Genomic DNA, 17,855 nt, shown 5'->3' on the forward strand with positions numbered 1-17,855 from the left:
TCTCATTATTGTGACTGCATTAAACGCCACTACAACGCCATTATCTATGGTCCGTTAGTCGTGGGGTCTTGCAGCAGGTCAATGGAACGGCCCGGGATATCGCAGACGAGCAAAAACAAAGATCGCAGCCCCTGCAACCCCATATAGGAGCTGCCGAAGGCTGCGATCTTTTCAGAACGACCCGCAATCGGCGGGTCGCCTCAGGAATCAGGCCTGACGCTGGTGCTTGTCGATCTGCTCGTGACGCTCTTGAGCTTCGATGCAGTACTTGGTGGTCGGGCTGATCAGCAGGCGTTTCAGGCCAATGGCCTCGCCGCTGTCGTCGCACCAGCCAAAGCTGTCTTCCTTGATGCGCTCAAGGGCCTGTTCCAATTGCGGCAGCATGCGCTGGTCGCGATCGATCGCGTTTACCAGCCAGGTGCGCTCTTCTTCAACCGAAGCCGCGTCCGCCGGGTCAGCCGGGGTGTCCAGGCTTTCGATGGCGATACGGTTTTGCTCAATGCGCTCGTGGGTTTCGACTTTCATGTTCTGCAACAGCTCAGTGAAGAAAGCGTGTTGCTCTGCATTCATGTAGTCATCTGCCGGCATCGCCAGCAACTTGTCCTTTGTCATTGATATCTCTATAAAAAAACGTGCATTAAGGCGAAATAGGGAGCGTTCCGGCGAACCGTGTCCGGTCGACGAAAAGGCATCGTTTATTGCAAACGCCACCCGGCACTCAATTTACGAGGGGCGGCAGTCTAAGGCCCGTTTCAGGCATCAGCAACTGTAAATACAGGGAATTTGTCCGACAAAGCCCGGAAACTGCTCTGACACAAGCTTCACAACGGTCATCGGAGTGCGTTTATAGCAAGAAATTCAGTCGAGCGGCTGTATATAGAAGACAAACGGCTATCAACGACCTGCGAGCAAGGTTATCGGCAGGCTGGAGCTTTTATACAGAACGACCTCATGGACTGCACAAAGCCCACCTTCGCCGGGGTCATGAGAGATTCACAAACAAGCCGGATTCGACGACTGACATTTCCCTCAGGCTCGGCTAGGTTATGCCTACCCCACCGGTTCGACTTGAAGGAACGCGTCATGAAACTGATCGGAATGCTCGACTCACCTTACGTGCGCCGCGTGGCGATCTCCGCCAAACGCCTGGACATCGACCTCGAACACGAGTCAGTCTCGGTGTTCCGCCACTTCGAGCAATTCCAGCAAATCAACCCGGTGGTCAAGGCGCCCACCCTGATCCTCGACGACGGCGTCGTCCTCATGGACTCGACCCTCATCCTCGACTACCTCGAAACCGTCGCCGGCAAAAGCCTGTTGCCGAAAGAGTTGAGCCAGCGCGCCCACGCCCTGCGCCTCATCGGCCTCAGCCTCGCCGCCTGCGAAAAAGCCGTGCAGTTCTACTACGAACGCAACCTGCGCCCGGCCGACAATCAATATCAACCGTGGGTCGAACGCGTCGAAGGCCAACTCGCCGCTGCCTTCACCGCCCTCGAACACGAACTCGAAAAACACGGCCTGCCCACCGACGGCACCCTGACCCAAGCCGGCATCAGCCTCGCCGTCGCCTGGAGCTTCACCGACCTCGTCGTCCCCGACCAGATCGACACCCGACGCTACCCCCACATCGCCCAATACACCGCCTACGCTGAAACCCTCGAAGCGTTCGTCAGCACGCCGATGACCTGAACATGAGCACAACTGAAACCACCGCACCGGCCCTCAAAGAAATCTTCAACGCCGAGCGATTGCGCCACATCGCCACCGAAATGAGCGCCGTGTACCCGGCGTTCAAAGCCAAAGCATTCCTTCAACACGCCAATGACGGACTCGCCGACCTGTCCGTCATGCAACGCATGGCCCGCGTCAGCGAAAGCCTGCACGCCGTGCTGCCGCTGGACTACGAAGATTCCCTCGAAGTCCTGCGCGAACTCGCCCCACGGCTGAACAGCGGATTCGTCAGCATGTGCCTGCCGCACTACGTCGCCAGCTACGGCGCGCACGCCTTCGATACCTCCATGGACGCCCTGAAATACTTCACCACCTTCGGCTCCTCCGAATTCGCCATCCGCCACTTTCTGCGCAGCGACCTGGAACGTTCGCTGGAACGGATGCACGACTGGACCCAAGACGAAAACCACCACGTCCGCCGCCTAGCCAGCGAAGGCAGCCGCCCTCGCCTGCCATGGTCATTTCGGCTGGAAGCGGTGCAGGCTGACCCGCAATTGACAGTCGGGATACTCGATCGATTGAAAGCAGATGAGAGCCTATACGTGCGCAAGTCCGTGGCGAATCATTTGAATGACGTGACCAAGGTGCATCCCGAGTGGGTGCTCGACACGATTGAAGGTTGGTCACTGGAAAACAAACACACGGCGTGGATTGCGAAACATGCGTTGCGCAGTTTGATCAAACAGGGGGATCTGCGGGCGTTGACGGTGATTGGCGCTGGCGGGAAGCCTGAGGTTGAGTTGCTGGATGTGAAGGTTGAACCGGCGGTGGTAAGGCTCGGGGAAGCGATTACGTTGTCGTTTGTGGTGAAGTCGACCGTGGCTGAAGAGCAGCGGTTGGTGATTGATTATGCGATTGACTATGTGAAGGCGAATGGCGGGGTTTCGGGGAAGGTTTTTAAGTTGAAGACGGTGGTGTTGGCGGGGTTTGGAGAGGTGGTTGTAGGGCGGCGGCAGGTGATGAAGGATTTTACGACACGGAAGCATTTTGTTGGGCGGCATGGGGTGCGAGTGATGGTTAATGGGGAGGTGTTGGCGACTAACGCGTTCAACATTATCGCGGGATGACACGACAATGAGATTGAGGAGATATGGCGAAGGTTGAACAGGTGCGAAATCACGGGTGGGCCGCCTTCAGGTCATAATAAGCGGCCAGTTATGAAGGACTGCTATCGACCCAAAGCCGACATTCATTTTGAGTCGCTCAATCGCTGGCTCAGAGGACCGTGTCGTCACTCCGAAATAAACAAGGCCGCAATCGCAGCCTTGTTTATTTCGGAGTGTTAATCGTGCGAATGGCCGTGCTCGGCACTCTCGGAGGTTGTGCCTTTTTCGCCACCACCGCATGGAAAAGGCAGGAAAAGGGGACTGATTTATTATCCAGGGAAATTTACCCCCCGAACCTGTCTCGCGCTCGATGGCAATAATTGATCTGTTTGGGTGGATGAGCTTCGGACAATATGTGGCTGATATTGAGAATTTTGGTGGTTTTACACCACTAGAAAACGTCTAGGAAAATCAGAGTATCCGCGCCCAACTGAAGGATGCCAGAGCCTAAACATGCTTGCTTAGATGGTTTCTTGCGTAAGTGACGGGGGAGGCTAATCTGTCAGCACTAGTCAATAGGAGCGCATGATGAGCTTCAAGCAGATCTACAAGGATGCCGCCGAAGGCCTCAGCGCTACGTTCCATTCTTTCAGTCAATCACGGCTTCTCGCAAGCCGCCCGCTCGATGATCCATCTAGACGTGGGATATGTAGAGCCTTATGCCTCTATGAGGCTCATTATGCTAAAGGGAATCGATCTCGCGAATTCAAACGAGACATGCCCGGCCTCGTTGACAAAATTTGTAGCCTTCAGGAGAACATCAGCGTTCAAAACTCTACGACGCTATCCGAGGCTTTCGCGGAACTTTACGAAAAACAGGCCCAAAATTTGGGGCTAACTTATATAGCGCAGTCTCACTTCGTGCCTGACGTTTACAACTGGCTGCAGGGAGCGGCGGGATATGCGACGCGTAATCCTTTTTACGTTCAGATGGTTCTTCCAAATCATGTCGTTTCTGTGCGACCAGGCGCCCATGGAGGGGTTAGTTTTTTTGATCCCAATGTCGGTCAGATCTCATGTCCTCGGGCTGAACTGTTCTTTTTGCTACACACAATTTTCAATAACCCCGAGATTTCAGATGCTTACCAGCTGACTGGTGCACCTGAAGTTTTTTTGGTGTATCTGGCCTGACACGCCACTTAGGGAATCACAGCACAGCACTAGCTAGCACTGATTACCCTTCCGCGATGGCCGAATCTGGAAAAAGGTGGAAAAAGGGGACTGATTTATTTTCTGGAAATAAATCAGTCCCCTTTTTTCGCTATTAATCTCACTCTCAAGGCGCCCAGCGCGGGATTCGCGCATCGCTTACCAACTTCCATACGGAATGCCGTACTTGTCGATATAACGCTTGGACTTTTCACTCACGGGATACACGTAGCGACCTTCGTTCTTGCCCTGACTCGGCCCCAACGGTTCAATCTCAGCCTGAGCGCGTGCGACTTTGATAGGGTGATGGCACGAATCTCTGACCCAGACCTGCACCACACCACCGGGGGCCAGCCCCAGATACACCGAAGCCATAAACCTTGCTTCCTGATCAGGTGTCTTCGGGCAACGTTGATTGACAGAAGACACCATCAATTGCCTGGCCTCCTCAGGAATATCTACCCATGCTTGCCACGTTTTTTGTTCGACGATTGATTGCCAACGAACCCAGATGCGAACAGGTAGATCTGCTCCCACCACTCGCTTACCGCTGCCGCCTACCCCGCCCGTCCACCCTCGGGCCGACTCTGTGCCATCCTCGGGTTCTCCCCCGGCAGCGGTGCCGCCGCCAGTTTTGTAGTAAATCTTGCCGGTAATGTCTTGAACAGAACTGTTCTCTACCCAGACTTTCATGTAGTCCGGCTCAATAAAGGCCAGCTCCCACCACTGAGATTTCGGATCGTTCCTGGCCGATAGTGGATCAGTAGCCTGGCACCCCGTGACCAGCAACATGCATAGCATCGTGAGGAGTTGTTTCATTGGGTTACGGCTTACCAACTCCCATACGGAATGCCGTACTCCTCAATATAGCGCTTAGCCTTTTCACTCATTGTGTAGGCATAGCGATCACCATGCTTCCCCTGCTGCGGGCCGAGTGGTTCGATCTCGCCTTGGGCATGCGCAACTTCTATTGGGCGGTGGCACGAGTCTCTGACCCAAGCTTGGAGCACTCCGCCGGGAGCTAGACCCACGTACAGCGTCGCCATGTATCGGGCGGTTCTTTCTGGAGTTTCCGGGCAGCGTTGGTGCGTAGACTTCACCATCAATTGCCTCGCTTCTTCTGATATTTCTATGAAGCCTTTATAGGTTTTTTGCTCTGATATGGACTGCCAACGGACGAAGATCATTCTTGGAAGATCGGCGCCGGTAACCGGCATTCCAGAACCACTAACTGTTCCCCAGCCACGCGCAGACTCTGTGCCATCTTCTGGCTCACCTCCGGCGGCTGACTTCCCGCCGACTCTGAAAAACATCAGGTTCTTGATATCCAGAACTGAACTGTCTTCCACCCAGATTTTCATGTAACTCGGCTCAACAAATCCTATTTGCCACCATGGAGACTTGGGATCTTTGGCGCCCGATTCGGAGCTTCCAGTTTGACAACCCGCCAACAGTAAAACGCCAAATAGGACGGCTTTTGATTTACTCACCCAGCGCTTACCAACTTCCATACGGAATCCCGTATTTATCGATGTATTGCTTCGCTTTTTCGCTGACTGGATAGGCGTAGCGACCACCGTGTTTCCCCTGTTCCGGGCCTAGTGGCTCAATCTTGGCTTGACCCCGAGCAATCATTATCGGATTTCGACATGAATCACGGACCCAGGCTTGAAGTACTCCTCCCGGTGCGAGCCCCACGTAAAGTGATGCCATGAACCGAGCTGGTTTTTCCGGTGTTTCCGGGCAACGCCGGTGTGTGGACGTCGCCATCAATTGCCTGGCTTCCTCTGGAATCTCGATGTAGCCCGCGTAGGTTTTTTGCTCTGTGATGGATTGCCAACGAACGAAGATTTGTTTGGGAAGCTCAGCGCCAGTCACAGGTTTCCCAGTTCCACCTACTGTCCCCCAACCACGGGCAGACTCAGTGCTGATTTCAGGTTCTCCGCTGGCAGCAGTGCTCTTGCCGGCTCTAAAAAACACTCTGTTATTGATATCTTGGACGGAGCTGTCCTCTACCCAGACTCTCATGTAGTTCGGTTCAACAAACACTAACTCCCACCAAGGATATTTGGGGTCGTTTTCGCCTGTTTCATGGTTTGCGGTTTGGCAACCTGCCAGAAGGAGAAAGCCCAGCGCAATAATTACTTTCATTACCAAAAATTCCAATCTGGTACATGTGGATGTTGTACGCGGATTGCGTCTTCCGTCGGGGCGTTGATGTAAACAGCGTTAATGCCGCTACCGTCCCTTCTCCCGAGTGGGTGGTTCCAGTTCGCAGAGGTATGGATATATTTCAGTTTAAGCAGCGCGTCTTCCTCAACAGTGATGCGGTAGTCACCGGCAACAAATCGATCACACAGCGGCTGGAGTTCTTGGGGAACTGAGTGCTCCTCACCTTCGGGAATATCGATGAGCGGAACGCCCTTCTCCTTTGCCAGTTGATACATGACTCTCAAATAGACTCTTGAAAGCTTGCCGCTAACCGGCCGCTTGAGTTGCAGAGCTGCGTACACTCGTTTCTGTTTGGGTGACAGTATGTCTTGATGCTCCTGTGGAAGCTCGAAAGAGGGGGGAGTAACAATTTCCAGCCATTGGGCAGGCCATCCGTTCGCGATCCACTGGCTTCTGACTCGCGCAGCATCTTGATAGATCGACGTGGTTGCGACATCGGTGTGGAGAGGTACCGCGAGTGTCTGCATCGGGCTGACCAGTACGCACTCCTCGACTTCATCGATATAGCTGCCGCCAATATCTGAATGAACACCCGGAAAAGAATATTCCGGGTGTGCAGGTTTCACCCGACTCAGCGCGAAATTGGCACGGCATTCATCTCGGGCTACAAGGTGGACAACATCTGTGAAGAATTTGCGGTCCAGGTAAAGCTTCACACCCGGGGCGATGGAGCTTTTCACGCGTCCAAAATTAGTGAAACCGGCGATGGAGGGCACTGTATCGAACAGGCCAATAAACCCCATACGTATGCCGCGTCCAAACTGGCTATCAAAGTTACGGTTGAAATCTCGGGCGCTGCTGTTCAGCAAATTCCCCAGTGGCCCTTGCTTGCCTCGTACCACTTCATTTGCGAAGTGTCGTGCGGCTGCAGCGCCACGACTGAACCCAAACGTATCAAACGTCAGAGACGCAATTTCGCTGTTTGGATTTTCTTTCAGGGTGTCTTCAACAATCTGTCTGATTTGCGTAAATGAGGCCTGTACACGGCCAGCAACTCCGGTATCACCCCGTCCTATTCCGGAACCCAGCACACTGTCTTTTTTATCACTTTGGGTACCGATACCGTCCATGTAGATAGAGCCTGATACTCGGGTAACGAAGCCTGCTCCTTCACCATCCTTAGTTTCCTTATACAACAGATGTAGTTTCGCTACATTTGTAAGTCCTGCGCCATAACTGCTATCTGTATCCCCCATATAGGGCTCACAACTAGCAGGAATATCCTCTGGCGCAATCGGATGCTGCGCGCCACACAGCAACCCAGCCGCTGTGTTATTCGCATTATTCCCAGTGCCATCAAAGAAAACCCCAATCCGCAACGCGATCCCAATCTTCTCGGGCTCGGGCGCGGGTTCTTTCCCGTATTTCTCATATTCCGCCCAACGCTGGGCGTGAATATCGACGGGTTTGGCTTCTTCGTAGCGGTGGTTTTTCGGGGGGTTGGGGACGTAGCCGCTCAATCCTTGATTCCTTGTTCTGATCCTTGAGAACGGCCCGAAGGGTGACAGCCGAGGCTTGGGGGCGCAAGGCGTGGCCGTGTGCCAGCCCGGTTGAGACAGCGTGGTTTGACGAGGGTTTCCCCTCGTCGTGGTGGTTGGGTTATTTGGGGATTTCGACGTTGTCCAGCGCTTGGTTGACGGCCAATTCGGCAAGCATCACGACTTGCGCGATGCCTAGCGCGTTTTTGCGGTGGGAGGTGTCGAGTATGGCGGCGAAGTTGTTGAGCATTTCGCTGGCGGAGCCGAGGGTTTCGCTGGCGTTGGCCAGGAGGGATTCGGTGTCGTACTTCGGGTTGGCGAAGTACATGCGCTCGGGTTCGTTGGTGCTGGCCATGATGTGGTCGGCGGGTTTGAGGTAGTGGTCGAGGGCGCGCTCGGCGGCTTCGTGGAATTTCTTGGAATTGGGGGATTCGTAGGGGGATGCGGGGTCGGTGACTGGCGGGTTTGGCGTTACTTTGAACATAGATGAAGCTCCTAACACATTTAGAGGAGGCTTCACCCTTTCGCTACCAAACGAAGGGTGGCGGCCATGCACAGGTTGGTAGGCCGGGTGTTAGGATCCGGCGCGCCCTAGGACGCCCTGTACATGACCACCATAAGTCCGAATCGGAGAAATCTCGGCGATGGTGGAGCTGTACATCTAACACCGGGCTACCAAACCCGATCACTGTTTTTCAGTGACCGACAAACGATAGAACCCTCGACCTAGACGCACAAGCCGGCGGATTCTGGCGTAGTTGTAGCCGATGGCGCAAGACGTTGTAGGGCATGGATGGCGACAGGAGGTTTCGCTTAAACATGATGGTTAGTGACTGTTTAAAAAACAGCAGATGATAGGGAATAGGCTGCTAGGGAATCTGTACTCTGAAGCGGTTTCACTTTCACATGAAAAGCAGATCTGATCCCTTATCCCGTGTGCCACTGTTTTGGGATTTTGATTCAGCTTTCGCCTCGAACATGTGATTTCGAGTCAATGGGTCTCAAAAGAATTCCACTGGTGTGTGTCCAGAGCAAGCGCGCAATAAGGCTCAAAAACGTAAAGCTCTAGCGCATTCTCGATGGCTATCGCTGCGACGTGGAGTGATTGTAAATAGGATTGGGCCTCGGCGAATGATGTACCAAATAGAAAGTCATCCATTGCTTTGGCGCGCGTGAGCTTGGAGATTGTCCGATCAGGATGCCTTGCCATCGCTATTCGAAATGCCAGGCTCGCGTCGAAATGTGTTTTACCGAATACGTGCTGACGAAGTCGGCTAATCACACTTCTGGAAATCCCAACATAGATGGGTAACCCCTTGTCGATTAGTACGTAGCAACCTGAAAAGTCATGCGCCAGATCGAACCGCTTTAGCAAAGACTTTGTGCCTACACCTGGAACTGCAAACGCCTTCATTTCTCGTGGATCAGCAAGAGCGCTCGTCATTCTGCTCATATGTGCGGGTAGAACTGTTGTCGCTAACGCTTCAAATGTGTGCGGGCATTCGTGTAACGGCATTGGAGAACCGCTCGCTTTAGAAATGAGTGCCAACGCTAGCGCGATACGTCGGGCCGTTACAAGCAATCGCATTTTTGAGAGGCGAAACTTGAGGCGTCATGAACAGGAATAAGGAATAAATTGATAGCTCTCCGTAGCGAAGTACATTGGCATTCGCTACGGAGAACAATACCTACTCTGCTATCTCGACCTTATCCAGAGCCTGGTTGACGGCCAATTCGGCAAGCATCACGACTTGCGCGATGCCTAGCGCGTTTTTGCGGTGGGAGGTGTCGAGTATGGCGGCGAAGTTGTTGAGCATTTCGCTGGCGGAGCCGAGGGTTTCGCTGGCGTTGGCCAGGAGGGATTCGGTGTCGTACTTCGGGTTGGCGAAGTACATGCGCTCGGGTTCGTTGGTGCTGGCCATGATGTGGTCGGCAGGTTTGAGGTAGTGGTCGAGGGCGCGCTCGGCGGCTTCGTGGAATTTCTTGGAGTTGGGGGATTCGTAGGGGGATGCGGGTTCGGTGACTGGCGGGTTTGGCGTGACTTTGAACATGGTGAAACTCCTAGTTATTAAAAAGGAGCCATCACCTTCGCTACCAAACGAGGGTGGCGGCCATACGCGGGTTGGTAGACCGGTAACTAGGACCCGGCACACCCGAAGGTGTCCTGCGCATGGCCACCATTGAGCAGAGACCCGACGGGCCTGCGAACGGTGCGCGATGCGACTAGTTATGGCGGGCTACCAAACCCGATCACTGCTTTTCAGTGACCGACAAACGATAGAACCCGCGACCTAGACGCACAAGCCGGCGGATTCTGGCGTAGTCGTAGCCGATGGCGCAAGACGTTGTAGGGCATGGATGGCGACAGGAGGTTTCGCTTAAACAGGTTTGTTGTTTGTTGTTTATTTTGCTCAATGATTGCTGCGGCGCAGGGGCAACCGTCATCGCGAGCAGGCTCGCTCCTACAGAGGATTGTGGCTGGTTTTGAATTTTTTAGGCCGGGCTGACGCTATCGCGGGCAAGCCCGGCTCCCACAGGTTTTGTGGGTTACTCAGGCTCTGCGTTGAGTCATTTGGATCAAGGCTGATTGACTGCTGCCCGGCGCCAATGGGTGAAGTTCATCGCCGCCCTGCTCTCACTTTTTGCCGCTAGCCAAATGATGCGCGACCAACGCATTGGCATGCCCATGGCCCATGCCATGTTCTTCCTTGAGTAAAGCCACCAGTTCCATGTGTTTTTTATCACCGACACTGGCGAGCAGTTTCAGCCAGTGGTCGATGGGTTGGCCGTACTTTTTCTCGATGGAGGGGAAGTAGGACGCCGGGCCTTTTACTTTGTTGTCTTCGGTCATGCTGCACGCTCCTTGTCGGCAAGGCCTAAGAGTGGACGCGAAGTGCGGTTCCGGCAACTATCGCACTCTGCCAGACAACACAAAAACTGTAGGAGTGAGCCTGCTCGCGATCGCGGTGGTTCAGTCAAAATCGATGCTGACTGCACAGGCGTCATCGCAGCAGGCTCAATCCTACAGGGGGTCAGCGTGAACCTGTGCGCCCCGGCAGCATCCGCACCAGCGTGTTATCGCGCACCCAATAATGGTGAAACAACCCCGCCGCCGCGTGCAGACCGATCACCCAATAACCGCTGCTGCCGATCAGTTCGTGCCAGTACTTGAGGCGTTTGGCGAGGTCCGGGTCGATGGCGACCGGCGCCGGTACGTGGAAGCCGAAGTAGGGGAACGGTTTGTCGCCGGCGGCGAGCATCAGCCAGGCGAGGATCGGCGTGGCGATCATCAGGCCGTAGAGGGCCAGGTGCGTCAGGTGCGCGATGCCGGTCTGCCAGGCTGGGGGTTTGGGGGTGATCGGTGGGCGCGGGGTCAGGCGGCCGATAAGGCGCAGCCACACCAAGGCGAAGATGCTCGCGCCGAACAGGCCGTGAAAGCCCATCAGCAGCCCGCGCGCTTCGCTGCCCTTGGGCATGTAGCCTTTGATTTCGACGCAGGCATAGACGCCGACGAACAGCGCCAGCATCAGCCAGTGCATCGTGATCGAGAGTTTTCCATAACGGGTTGCGGCGTTGTCGCGGGTCATAAAGATGCGCCTCGTGATTGTCGTGGGTGACGGTCGATGCGGTCGACGGTCACGTTCCTTTGGCCGGGCGAACCGACGGTGTCACCCTGCCCGGCCAGTCTTAAGACAGTCTGAAGATCGGCTTGCAGGTTAACCTTTTTTCACCTTCAGACTTCGTTAAGAAATGGCTCGGATACTTCGCTCAAATCTTTGAGGGAGGCGTTCTGCCCATGCCCGATTTCGACTGGAACATCCCCCTGCCCCTGCATTTCGGCCAGTCCGAAACGCCGCAGATGACGCTGACCCATGCGTTGCCCGACGACGCACAACGAACGGCGTTCGAAGCGTTCATTCAGCAACGCTTTCGCAAGGCCCACGGTGCCGATATCCGCCACTTCATGCCCGAGCTGTTCGGCATGCACAACGCCGACGGTGTGCTGAGTGCTGTGGCCGGTGTGCGCCGCGCGCATCTGGAGCCGCTGTTTCTTGAGCGCTATCTGGATGAGCCGATCGAACCGTTGATCAGCGCGGCGGCGGATCGCCCGGTGACGCGCAACGGCATCGTCGAGGTCGGCAACCTCGCCGCCAGCGACACCGGCAGTGCGCGCCTGAGCATCATCGCCATCACCTACTTGCTGGCCATGGGCGGTCTGGAGTGGGTGACCTTCACCGGCAACATCGGGCTGGTCAACAGCTTCCATCGCCTCGGTTTGAAGCCAGTGACATTGTGCGCCGCGAACCCGGAGCGACTGGGTGACGAGCGTCAACATTGGGGCAGTTATTACGAAAGCAAACCTTGGGTTCACGTCGGCAACATCCGCGCCGGGTTCATCCATTTGCGCAATATCGGCCTGTTCACACGCTTGGGGCTGCCGACCTCGATTGAAGGAGCTTTCCATGTCGCTTGAACTGCAACGCTTCCAGGAAACCCTGCGCAGCCATGCCGGGCGCAATGATGGTGCGGTTGCCCTGTGGGGCGATTCGCTGAAAATCGATTACACAACCTTGTACGCCGAGGTGATGTATCGCCAGGAGCGATTGCGCGATGAAAACGTGCAAGTGATTGCACTGGCGCTGGATAACGGGGTCGACGCGATGCTCTGGGATTTGGCCGTGCTGTTCGAAGGCCTGACCTGTGTGACGCTGCCGCCGTTTTTCAGCCCGGCGCAACGTGCCCATTGTCTGGAGCAGAGTCAGGCCGAACGGGTGATTGCCGAGCCGGAGCTGGAAGCCGAATTGCTCGCGGGCGGTTACGAGAAAAGCGGCGAGTTCTGGTGCCGCTCGTTCAGCGGCCCGAGCCGCATGCCCGCCGGCACCGCCAAACTGACGTTTACCTCCGGCACCACCGGCACACCCAAAGGCGTGTGTCTGAGCGCCGCGAGTTTGTTGCGGGTGGCGCGTGAGCTGCATCAGGCAAGCGAACCCACCAATCCTGAGCATCATCTGGCCCTGCTGCCGCTGGCGATTCTGCTGGAGAACCTCGGCTGTTATGCGGCGCTGTATGCCGGTGCGATGTTGAGCCTGCCGAACCAGAAAACTCTCGGGATTCAGGGCGCCAGCGGCGTCGATGTGCCACGCCTGCTGGGCTATCTGGCCAGCCGTGCGCCGGAGAGTCTGATTCTGGTGCCGCAGTTGTTGCTGTTGCTGGTCAGCGCCGCCGAACAGAAAGCCTTCGCCCCCCAAAAACTGCGCTTTGCCGCTGTCGGCGGCGCACGGGTTTCCGAAGATTTGCTGCACCGCGCACAACGGGTCGGCCTGCCGGTTTTTGAAGGGTATGGTTTGTCCGAATGTGCGTCGGTGGTCTGCCTTAATCGCCCCGGTGCGCAACGTCCGGGAAGCGTTGGCCAGCCCTTGCCGCATGTTGAAGTGCGCTTGGCCGAAGACGGCGAAGTGCTGATCAAGGGCTCGCCGCTGCTGGGGTATCTGGGCGACGCGCCGCATGCCGAAGAATGGTGGCCGAGCGGCGATCTGGGCGAGTTCGATCCGGAAGGTTTTCTCTACCTCAAGGGCCGCAAGAAGCATCAGTTCGTCACCAGTTTCGGGCGCAACGTCAACCCGGAATGGGTCGAGTCGGAGCTGACCCAGCGCCGCCACATCGCCCAGGCGTTTGTTTATGGCGAGGCGATGCCGCACAACCATGCACTGCTATGGCCGCACCGCGCCGATTGCAGCGATGCAGAGCTGGCCGCCGCCGTCGCCGAAGTCAACGAGGCCTTGCCCGATTACGCCCAGGTACACCGCTGGACGCGTCTATCCCAACCTTTCAGCGCCGCCAATGGCCTGCTCACCGCCAATGGTCGCCCACGCCGCGAAGCCATCGTCGCGCACTACCACACCCAATTGACTGAATCAGTTATCTGCGAGGAATCCGCGTTATGAATTTTTTCGACACCCTGCAAGAAGCCACGCAGCAGGAACGCCACGAGTTGTTCAACTTGCCGATCATTCTGGATGCCTTGCAAGGCAAGGTCAGCCTTGAGAGTTATCGGGCATTTCTTGCGCAGGCCTATTACCACGTGCGCCACACCGTGCCGTTGATGATGGCGTGCGGTGCGCGTCTGCCGACACGTCTGGAATGGCTGCGCAAAGCGGTGTGCGAGTACATCGAGGATGAATACGGCCATGAACAGTGGGTGCTCAACGACATTGCCGCGTGTGGCGGTGATCGCGATGCCGTGCGCGATGGGCTGCCGTCGCTGTCGATCGAGTTGATGGTCAGCTTCCTCTACGACCTGATCGCCCGGGGCAATCCGGTGGGTCTGTTCGGCATGGTCAATGTGCTTGAAGGCACCAGCATTGCCCTGGCGACTCACGCGGCGGGCAGTATTCGCGAGCGTCTGGCGTTGCCGGAAACGGCGTTCAGTTACTTGAGCTCCCACGGTTCGCTGGACATCGAGCACATGCAGACTTACCGCCGACTGATGAACCAACTGGAAGATCCAGAAGATCAGGCGGCGGTGATTCACGCGTCGAAAGTCGTCTATCGCCTGTACACCGACATGTTCCGTGGCTTGCCGCGCAACACGGAGGCTCAATATGCAGCTGCGTGAAGCACGTGTTGTGTTGACCGGTGCCAGTGGCGGCATCGGCATGGCCATCGCCAATGCCTTGTGCGCCGCCGGCGCGCGGGTGCTGGCCGTGGCCCGCCATCAAGAAGCGCTGCTGCCGCTGCTGGAGCGTTATCCGCAAAACCTGTGCTGGGTCGCCGCCGACCTGACCTACCTCAGCGACCGACGCAAAGTGCTGGCCGCCGCCGAAGCCATCGGCGGCATCAACCTGCTGATCAACGCGGCCGGAGTCAACCACTTCGCCATGCTTGAGCAGCTCGACGACAACGACATCAACGCGATGCTGGCGGTAAACATCAGCGCGCCGATCTGCCTGACCAAGCTGTTGCTGCCAATGCTCAAGCAGGCCGACAGCGCGATGGTGGTCAACGTTGGCTCGACCTATGGCTCGATCGGCTACCCCGGTTACGCCAGTTATTGCGCGACCAAGTTTGCCCTGCGCGGGTTTTCCGAAGCGCTGCGCCGGGAGTTGGCCGATACCCGGGTCAGCGTGCTGTATGTCGCGCCACGCGCCACCCGCACATCGATGAACAGCGCGGCGGCGCGAGCCTTGAACGATGCGCTCAAAGCCAACGTCGATGACCCACAAACCGTCGCCGCAGCGGTGATTCACGCGATTGCCGGAGACCGTCGCGACCTGTATCTGGGCTGGCCGGAACGTTTCTTCGTGCGCCTCAACAACCTGCTGCCGCATCTGGTTGATCGGGGTCTGCGCAAGCAGTTGCCGCTGATCCGCCGCCTCAGTGAAAAACCTGAAAACGAGACCCTCAAGCCATGAAAAAACTTTCCGCATGCCTGTTGTTGGCCGCCCTGAGTCAAAGCGTCTGGGCGCTGGACTCCGCCGATCAGCAACGCCTCACCGGCATCCAGCAGAGCTGGGCGCACATTCAATACGAAGTGGCCGAGAAACAGCGCGCCGCCGCTTTCGAGCAACTGTCCAGCGAAGCCACCGCGTTCACCACGCAACGCCCGGCCGTGGCCGAAGCCTGGATCTGGAAAGGCATCGTCACCAGCAGTTGGGCCGGTGCCGAAGGTGGGCTCGGTGCCTTGAGCAAAGCCAAGGACGCCAAGGCTGATCTGGAAAAATCCCTGACGCTTGACCCCAAGGCCTTGCAAGGTTCGGCCTACACCAGCCTCGCCGCGCTGTATGACCGCGTGCCGGGCTGGCCGATCGGTTTCGGCGACAGCGACAAGGCTGAGCAACTGCTCAAGCAGGCGCTGCAACTCAATCCCAACGGCATCGATAGCCTGTACTTCTGGGGCGATCACCTCTACCGTGAAAAACGCTACGCTGAAGCGAAAGGGGCGTTGCAAAAAGCCCTGCAAGCCGCGCCGCGTCCGGGCCGGGAAAGCGCCGACGCCGGGCGTCGCAAAGAGATCGCCGCCCTGCTGGTGGACGTCAACAAGAAACTCGACTGACAGGAGTCCGCGTGCGTTTATTACTGATTGAGGATGACGTGGCGCTCGGTGAAGGCATTCATCAGGCGCTGGGGCGTGAGGGTTACACCGTCGATTGGCTCAAGGACGGCAGCAGCGCGTTGCATGCGCTGCTCAGTGAAACCTTCGACGTGGCGGTGCTCGATCTCGGCCTGCCGCGCATGGACGGCCTCGAAGTGCTGCGCCGTCTGCGCGACAGCGGCTCGAATTTGCCGGTGCTGATTCTCACTGCCCGCGATGCTACCGAGGATCGCATCGCCGGGCTCGACGCCGGGGCCGATGATTATCTGGTCAAACCGTTCGATCTGGCCGAACTCAAGGCGCGGTTGCGTGCCTTGTTGCGACGCAGCGCCGGGCGCGCCCAGGCGCTCATCGAACACGCTGGCATCAGCCTCAACCCTGGCACCCAGCAGGTCAGCTATCAGGGCCAACCCGTGGCGCTGACGCCCAAGGAATATCAGTTGCTGCACGAATTGCTCTCGCCGCCGGGCCGGGTGATGACCCGCGATCAACTGATTCAGTTGCTCTACGGCTGGAATGAAGAGGCGGAAAGCAACACCCTGGAAGTCCACATCCATCACCTGCGCAAGAAATTCTCCACCGACCTGATCCGCACCATTCGTGGCGTGGGCTATCTGGTGGAGGAGCGTCGATGACCTCGATCCGCCGTCGTACGCTGACGCTGATCATCGGCCTGTTGCTGGCCGGTCTGGCGGTGCTCAGCACGTTCAATGTGCATGACAGCAACCACGAAATCGCCGAAGTCTACGACGCGCAACTGGCGCAAAACGCCCGGTTGCTGCAAGGCGTGATGCGCATGCCAATGGACAGTACCGAGCACGCGCAGTTGTATCAGGCGTTCAATCAGGCCCTGGGCGAAGCCAAGCCCCGGGTCGATGGTCATCCGTACGAAAGCAAAATCGCTTTTCAGGTGTGGGATCCCAAGGGTGAGGTGCTGGTGCATACCGCCAGCGCGCCCTCCTTCACCGCACCGCCGACCCAACCGGGTTTCAGCGATGTGCGGGATTTGAAGGGTCGGCAATGGCGGGCGTTCATGCTGGAGGACAAGCAGAACAGCCTGCGTATCTGGGTCGGCGAACGCGATGACGTGCGCTCAGATCTGGTCGACCGCATCGTCCGTCACACTTTATGGCCAAACGTGATCGGTAGCCTGATCCTCGCGGCCATGATCTGGCTGGCCATCGGTTGGGGCCTCAAGCCGCTGGCGGACATGGCCGCGACCCTGCGCGCCCGCCATAGCGGCTCGCTGGAACCGCTGCAAATGACACCGCTGCCCAGCGAACTGGAACCGATGCAGGCCGCGCTCAACCGCATGCTCGCGCAGATCCAGGAAGTGCTCGGCCGCGAACGCCGCTTCATCGCCGACGCCGCCCACGAAATGCGCACGCCGCTGGCGGTACTGCGGGTGCATGCGCAAAACCTGCTGGAGGCCGGCACCGAACAAGAGCGCCGCGAATCCCTGGAATTTCTGATCGTCGGCGTCGACCGCACCAGCCGTCTGGTCAATCAGTTACTGACCATGGCGCGCCTGGAACCCAAACCCAACCCGCCGCCACTGCAACGCATCGACCTCAGCGAAACCGTGCGCAACAGCCTGGTGCAACTGACACCGTGGTTGCTGAGCAAACAGCTGGAGCTGGCCTTCGAAGACAGCGCCGAACCGCTCCACGTCATGGCCAGCAGCGCCGCCATCGACATTGCCCTGAACAACCTGATCACCAACGCCGCCAACTTCTCCCCGGAACACGGCGTGATCACCGTGACGCTGACTCAGGCCGACGGTTTCTGCCATTTGAGTGTCGAGGATCAGGGGCCGGGCATTGATGAGGAAGATCGAGAGCGGCTGTTCGAAAGGTTCTACAGTCGCGGCAATGCCCAGGGCGCGGGATTGGGGCTGACTATCGTCAACACCATCGCGACGCGGCTGGGTGGGCGGATTACGTTGGTCAATCGGGCTGAGGGTGGGTTGCGGGCGACGTTGTCGATGCCTGGCGCACAATCGCGCCCCGCGACACAACGTATCACCCGCGAGCTACCACAGGGCTGAGTACGCAGCGCAATCCTGGC

The 17,855-nt window shown here is 57.3% G+C and carries 20 protein-coding genes; 10 read left to right on the forward strand and 10 right to left on the reverse strand.

What is annotated here, in order from left to right; translation table 11 throughout:
* Window positions 1-207: 207 nt before the first annotated feature.
* Window positions 208-612 carry a TraR/DksA family transcriptional regulator gene (locus tag ACIOVB_RS05125; protein ID WP_003225981.1) on the reverse strand — a complete coding sequence of 135 codons (405 nt, stop codon included), beginning with the start codon at window positions 610-612 and terminating at the stop codon, window positions 208-210.
* A 471-nt stretch (window positions 613-1,083) separates the two neighbouring features.
* Here ACIOVB_RS05125 and ACIOVB_RS05130 point away from each other — a divergent pair, with 471 nt between their 5' ends.
* The 3 genes from ACIOVB_RS05130 (at window position 1,084) to ACIOVB_RS05140 (ending at window position 3,968) form a co-directional block, all read left to right on the forward strand.
* Window positions 1,084-1,689, forward strand: coding sequence for a glutathione S-transferase (locus ACIOVB_RS05130; RefSeq protein ID WP_401265447.1), 606 nt, complete (start codon window positions 1,084-1,086; stop codon window positions 1,687-1,689).
* Window positions 1,690-1,691: 2 nt separating this feature from the next.
* The gene (locus tag ACIOVB_RS05135; RefSeq protein ID WP_401265448.1) at window positions 1,692-2,798 is read left to right on the forward strand and encodes a DNA alkylation repair protein; all 1,107 of its coding nucleotides are present in this window, start codon (window positions 1,692-1,694) and stop codon (window positions 2,796-2,798) included.
* A gap of 567 nt (window positions 2,799-3,365) precedes the next feature.
* A complete protein-coding gene (locus tag ACIOVB_RS05140) occupies window positions 3,366-3,968 on the forward strand; it encodes a hypothetical protein (RefSeq protein ID WP_401265449.1) in 603 nt (200 codons plus the stop codon).
* A 177-nt stretch (window positions 3,969-4,145) separates the two neighbouring features.
* Here ACIOVB_RS05140 and ACIOVB_RS05145 read toward each other — a convergent pair whose 3' ends face one another.
* The 9 genes from ACIOVB_RS05145 to ACIOVB_RS05185 form a co-directional block, all read right to left on the reverse strand.
* A complete protein-coding gene (locus tag ACIOVB_RS05145) occupies window positions 4,146-4,805 on the reverse strand; it encodes a DUF2931 family protein (RefSeq protein WP_401265451.1) in 660 nt (219 codons plus the stop codon).
* Window positions 4,806-4,816: 11 nt separating this feature from the next.
* Window positions 4,817-5,497, reverse strand: a complete 681-nt coding sequence (locus ACIOVB_RS05150; protein WP_401265453.1) for a DUF2931 family protein — start codon at window positions 5,495-5,497, stop codon at window positions 4,817-4,819.
* On the reverse strand, window positions 5,484-6,137 hold the full coding sequence (locus ACIOVB_RS05155; protein WP_401265456.1) for a DUF2931 family protein: 654 nt from the start codon (window positions 6,135-6,137) through the stop codon (window positions 5,484-5,486). The genes ACIOVB_RS05150 and ACIOVB_RS05155 overlap by 14 nt, the downstream gene beginning before the upstream one ends.
* Entirely contained in the window at window positions 6,137-7,678 is a 1,542-nt protein-coding gene (locus tag ACIOVB_RS05160) for a phospholipase effector Tle1 domain-containing protein (RefSeq protein WP_401265459.1), read from the reverse strand. Before ACIOVB_RS05160 ends, ACIOVB_RS05155 begins: the two co-directional genes overlap by 1 nt.
* A 139-nt stretch (window positions 7,679-7,817) precedes the next feature.
* Window positions 7,818-8,180, reverse strand: a complete 363-nt coding sequence (locus ACIOVB_RS05165) for a DUF6124 family protein (RefSeq protein WP_401265461.1) — start codon at window positions 8,178-8,180, stop codon at window positions 7,818-7,820.
* A gap of 507 nt (window positions 8,181-8,687) precedes the next feature.
* Window positions 8,688-9,212, reverse strand: coding sequence for a hypothetical protein (locus ACIOVB_RS05170; RefSeq protein WP_401265464.1), 525 nt, complete (start codon window positions 9,210-9,212; stop codon window positions 8,688-8,690).
* A gap of 172 nt (window positions 9,213-9,384) precedes the next feature.
* The gene (locus tag ACIOVB_RS05175) at window positions 9,385-9,747 is read right to left on the reverse strand and encodes a DUF6124 family protein (RefSeq protein WP_401265467.1); all 363 of its coding nucleotides are present in this window, start codon (window positions 9,745-9,747) and stop codon (window positions 9,385-9,387) included.
* Between the two features lie 584 nt (window positions 9,748-10,331).
* The gene (locus tag ACIOVB_RS05180) at window positions 10,332-10,547 is read right to left on the reverse strand and encodes a DUF4287 domain-containing protein (protein WP_401265468.1); all 216 of its coding nucleotides are present in this window, start codon (window positions 10,545-10,547) and stop codon (window positions 10,332-10,334) included.
* Between the two features lie 181 nt (window positions 10,548-10,728).
* Complete coding sequence (locus ACIOVB_RS05185) at window positions 10,729-11,283, reverse strand: cytochrome b (RefSeq protein WP_187680281.1); 555 nt, start codon at window positions 11,281-11,283, stop codon at window positions 10,729-10,731.
* A gap of 209 nt (window positions 11,284-11,492) precedes the next feature.
* Between ACIOVB_RS05185 and ACIOVB_RS05190 the strand changes: the two genes are divergently transcribed.
* Genes ACIOVB_RS05190 through ACIOVB_RS05220 form a run of 7 tightly spaced genes read left to right on the forward strand, consistent with a single transcriptional unit; the run spans window position 11,493 to window position 17,835 of the window.
* Window positions 11,493-12,170 (forward strand): thermostable hemolysin, encoded by a 678-nt coding sequence (locus tag ACIOVB_RS05190; RefSeq protein WP_401265471.1) that lies wholly within the window; start codon window positions 11,493-11,495, stop codon window positions 12,168-12,170.
* Window positions 12,160-13,641 carry an AMP-binding protein gene (locus tag ACIOVB_RS05195; RefSeq protein ID WP_401265474.1) on the forward strand — a complete coding sequence of 494 codons (1,482 nt, stop codon included), beginning with the start codon at window positions 12,160-12,162 and terminating at the stop codon, window positions 13,639-13,641. The genes ACIOVB_RS05190 and ACIOVB_RS05195 overlap by 11 nt, the downstream gene beginning before the upstream one ends.
* Complete coding sequence (locus tag ACIOVB_RS05200) at window positions 13,638-14,312, forward strand: TenA family transcriptional regulator (RefSeq protein WP_401265475.1); 675 nt, start codon at window positions 13,638-13,640, stop codon at window positions 14,310-14,312. The genes ACIOVB_RS05195 and ACIOVB_RS05200 overlap by 4 nt, the downstream gene beginning before the upstream one ends.
* Window positions 14,299-15,108 (forward strand): SDR family oxidoreductase, encoded by an 810-nt coding sequence (locus tag ACIOVB_RS05205; RefSeq protein ID WP_401265478.1) that lies wholly within the window; start codon window positions 14,299-14,301, stop codon window positions 15,106-15,108. The genes ACIOVB_RS05200 and ACIOVB_RS05205 overlap by 14 nt, the downstream gene beginning before the upstream one ends.
* On the forward strand, window positions 15,105-15,749 hold the full coding sequence (locus tag ACIOVB_RS05210) for a tetratricopeptide repeat protein (protein WP_187680276.1): 645 nt from the start codon (window positions 15,105-15,107) through the stop codon (window positions 15,747-15,749). Before ACIOVB_RS05205 ends, ACIOVB_RS05210 begins: the two co-directional genes overlap by 4 nt.
* Before the next feature lie 11 nt (window positions 15,750-15,760).
* Window positions 15,761-16,423, forward strand: coding sequence for a response regulator (locus tag ACIOVB_RS05215; RefSeq protein WP_047295015.1), 663 nt, complete (start codon window positions 15,761-15,763; stop codon window positions 16,421-16,423).
* Window positions 16,420-17,835, forward strand: a complete 1,416-nt coding sequence (locus ACIOVB_RS05220; RefSeq protein WP_401265481.1) for an ATP-binding protein — start codon at window positions 16,420-16,422, stop codon at window positions 17,833-17,835. The genes ACIOVB_RS05215 and ACIOVB_RS05220 overlap by 4 nt, the downstream gene beginning before the upstream one ends.
* The last annotated feature ends 20 nt before the right edge of the window (window positions 17,836-17,855 follow it).

It is taken from the genome of Pseudomonas sp. NPDC087639 (assembly GCF_044743385.1).
Lineage (GTDB): Bacteria > Pseudomonadota > Gammaproteobacteria > Pseudomonadales > Pseudomonadaceae > Aquipseudomonas.

Coding starts and splice junctions, on each gene's coding strand:
- ACIOVB_RS05125 (WP_003225981.1), bottom strand. CDS start 612: ATGACAAAGGACAAGTTGCTGGCGATGCCGGCAGATGACTACATGAAT.
- ACIOVB_RS05130 (WP_401265447.1), top strand. CDS start 1,084: ATGAAACTGATCGGAATGCTCGACTCACCTTACGTGCGCCGCGTGGCG.
- ACIOVB_RS05135 (WP_401265448.1), top strand. CDS start 1,692: ATGAGCACAACTGAAACCACCGCACCGGCCCTCAAAGAAATCTTCAAC.
- ACIOVB_RS05140 (WP_401265449.1), top strand. CDS start 3,366: ATGAGCTTCAAGCAGATCTACAAGGATGCCGCCGAAGGCCTCAGCGCT.
- ACIOVB_RS05145 (WP_401265451.1), bottom strand. CDS start 4,805: ATGAAACAACTCCTCACGATGCTATGCATGTTGCTGGTCACGGGGTGC.
- ACIOVB_RS05150 (WP_401265453.1), bottom strand. CDS start 5,497: ATGGAAGTTGGTAAGCGCTGGGTGAGTAAATCAAAAGCCGTCCTATTT.
- ACIOVB_RS05155 (WP_401265456.1), bottom strand. CDS start 6,137: ATGAAAGTAATTATTGCGCTGGGCTTTCTCCTTCTGGCAGGTTGCCAA.
- ACIOVB_RS05165 (WP_401265461.1), bottom strand. CDS start 8,180: ATGTTCAAAGTAACGCCAAACCCGCCAGTCACCGACCCCGCATCCCCC.
- ACIOVB_RS05170 (WP_401265464.1), bottom strand. CDS start 9,212: ATGCCGTTACACGAATGCCCGCACACATTTGAAGCGTTAGCGACAACA.
- ACIOVB_RS05175 (WP_401265467.1), bottom strand. CDS start 9,747: ATGTTCAAAGTCACGCCAAACCCGCCAGTCACCGAACCCGCATCCCCC.
- ACIOVB_RS05180 (WP_401265468.1), bottom strand. CDS start 10,547: ATGACCGAAGACAACAAAGTAAAAGGCCCGGCGTCCTACTTCCCCTCC.
- ACIOVB_RS05185 (WP_187680281.1), bottom strand. CDS start 11,283: ATGACCCGCGACAACGCCGCAACCCGTTATGGAAAACTCTCGATCACG.
- ACIOVB_RS05190 (WP_401265471.1), top strand. CDS start 11,493: ATGCCCGATTTCGACTGGAACATCCCCCTGCCCCTGCATTTCGGCCAG.
- ACIOVB_RS05195 (WP_401265474.1), top strand. CDS start 12,160: ATGTCGCTTGAACTGCAACGCTTCCAGGAAACCCTGCGCAGCCATGCC.
- ACIOVB_RS05200 (WP_401265475.1), top strand. CDS start 13,638: ATGAATTTTTTCGACACCCTGCAAGAAGCCACGCAGCAGGAACGCCAC.
- ACIOVB_RS05205 (WP_401265478.1), top strand. CDS start 14,299: ATGCAGCTGCGTGAAGCACGTGTTGTGTTGACCGGTGCCAGTGGCGGC.
- ACIOVB_RS05210 (WP_187680276.1), top strand. CDS start 15,105: ATGAAAAAACTTTCCGCATGCCTGTTGTTGGCCGCCCTGAGTCAAAGC.
- ACIOVB_RS05220 (WP_401265481.1), top strand. CDS start 16,420: ATGACCTCGATCCGCCGTCGTACGCTGACGCTGATCATCGGCCTGTTG.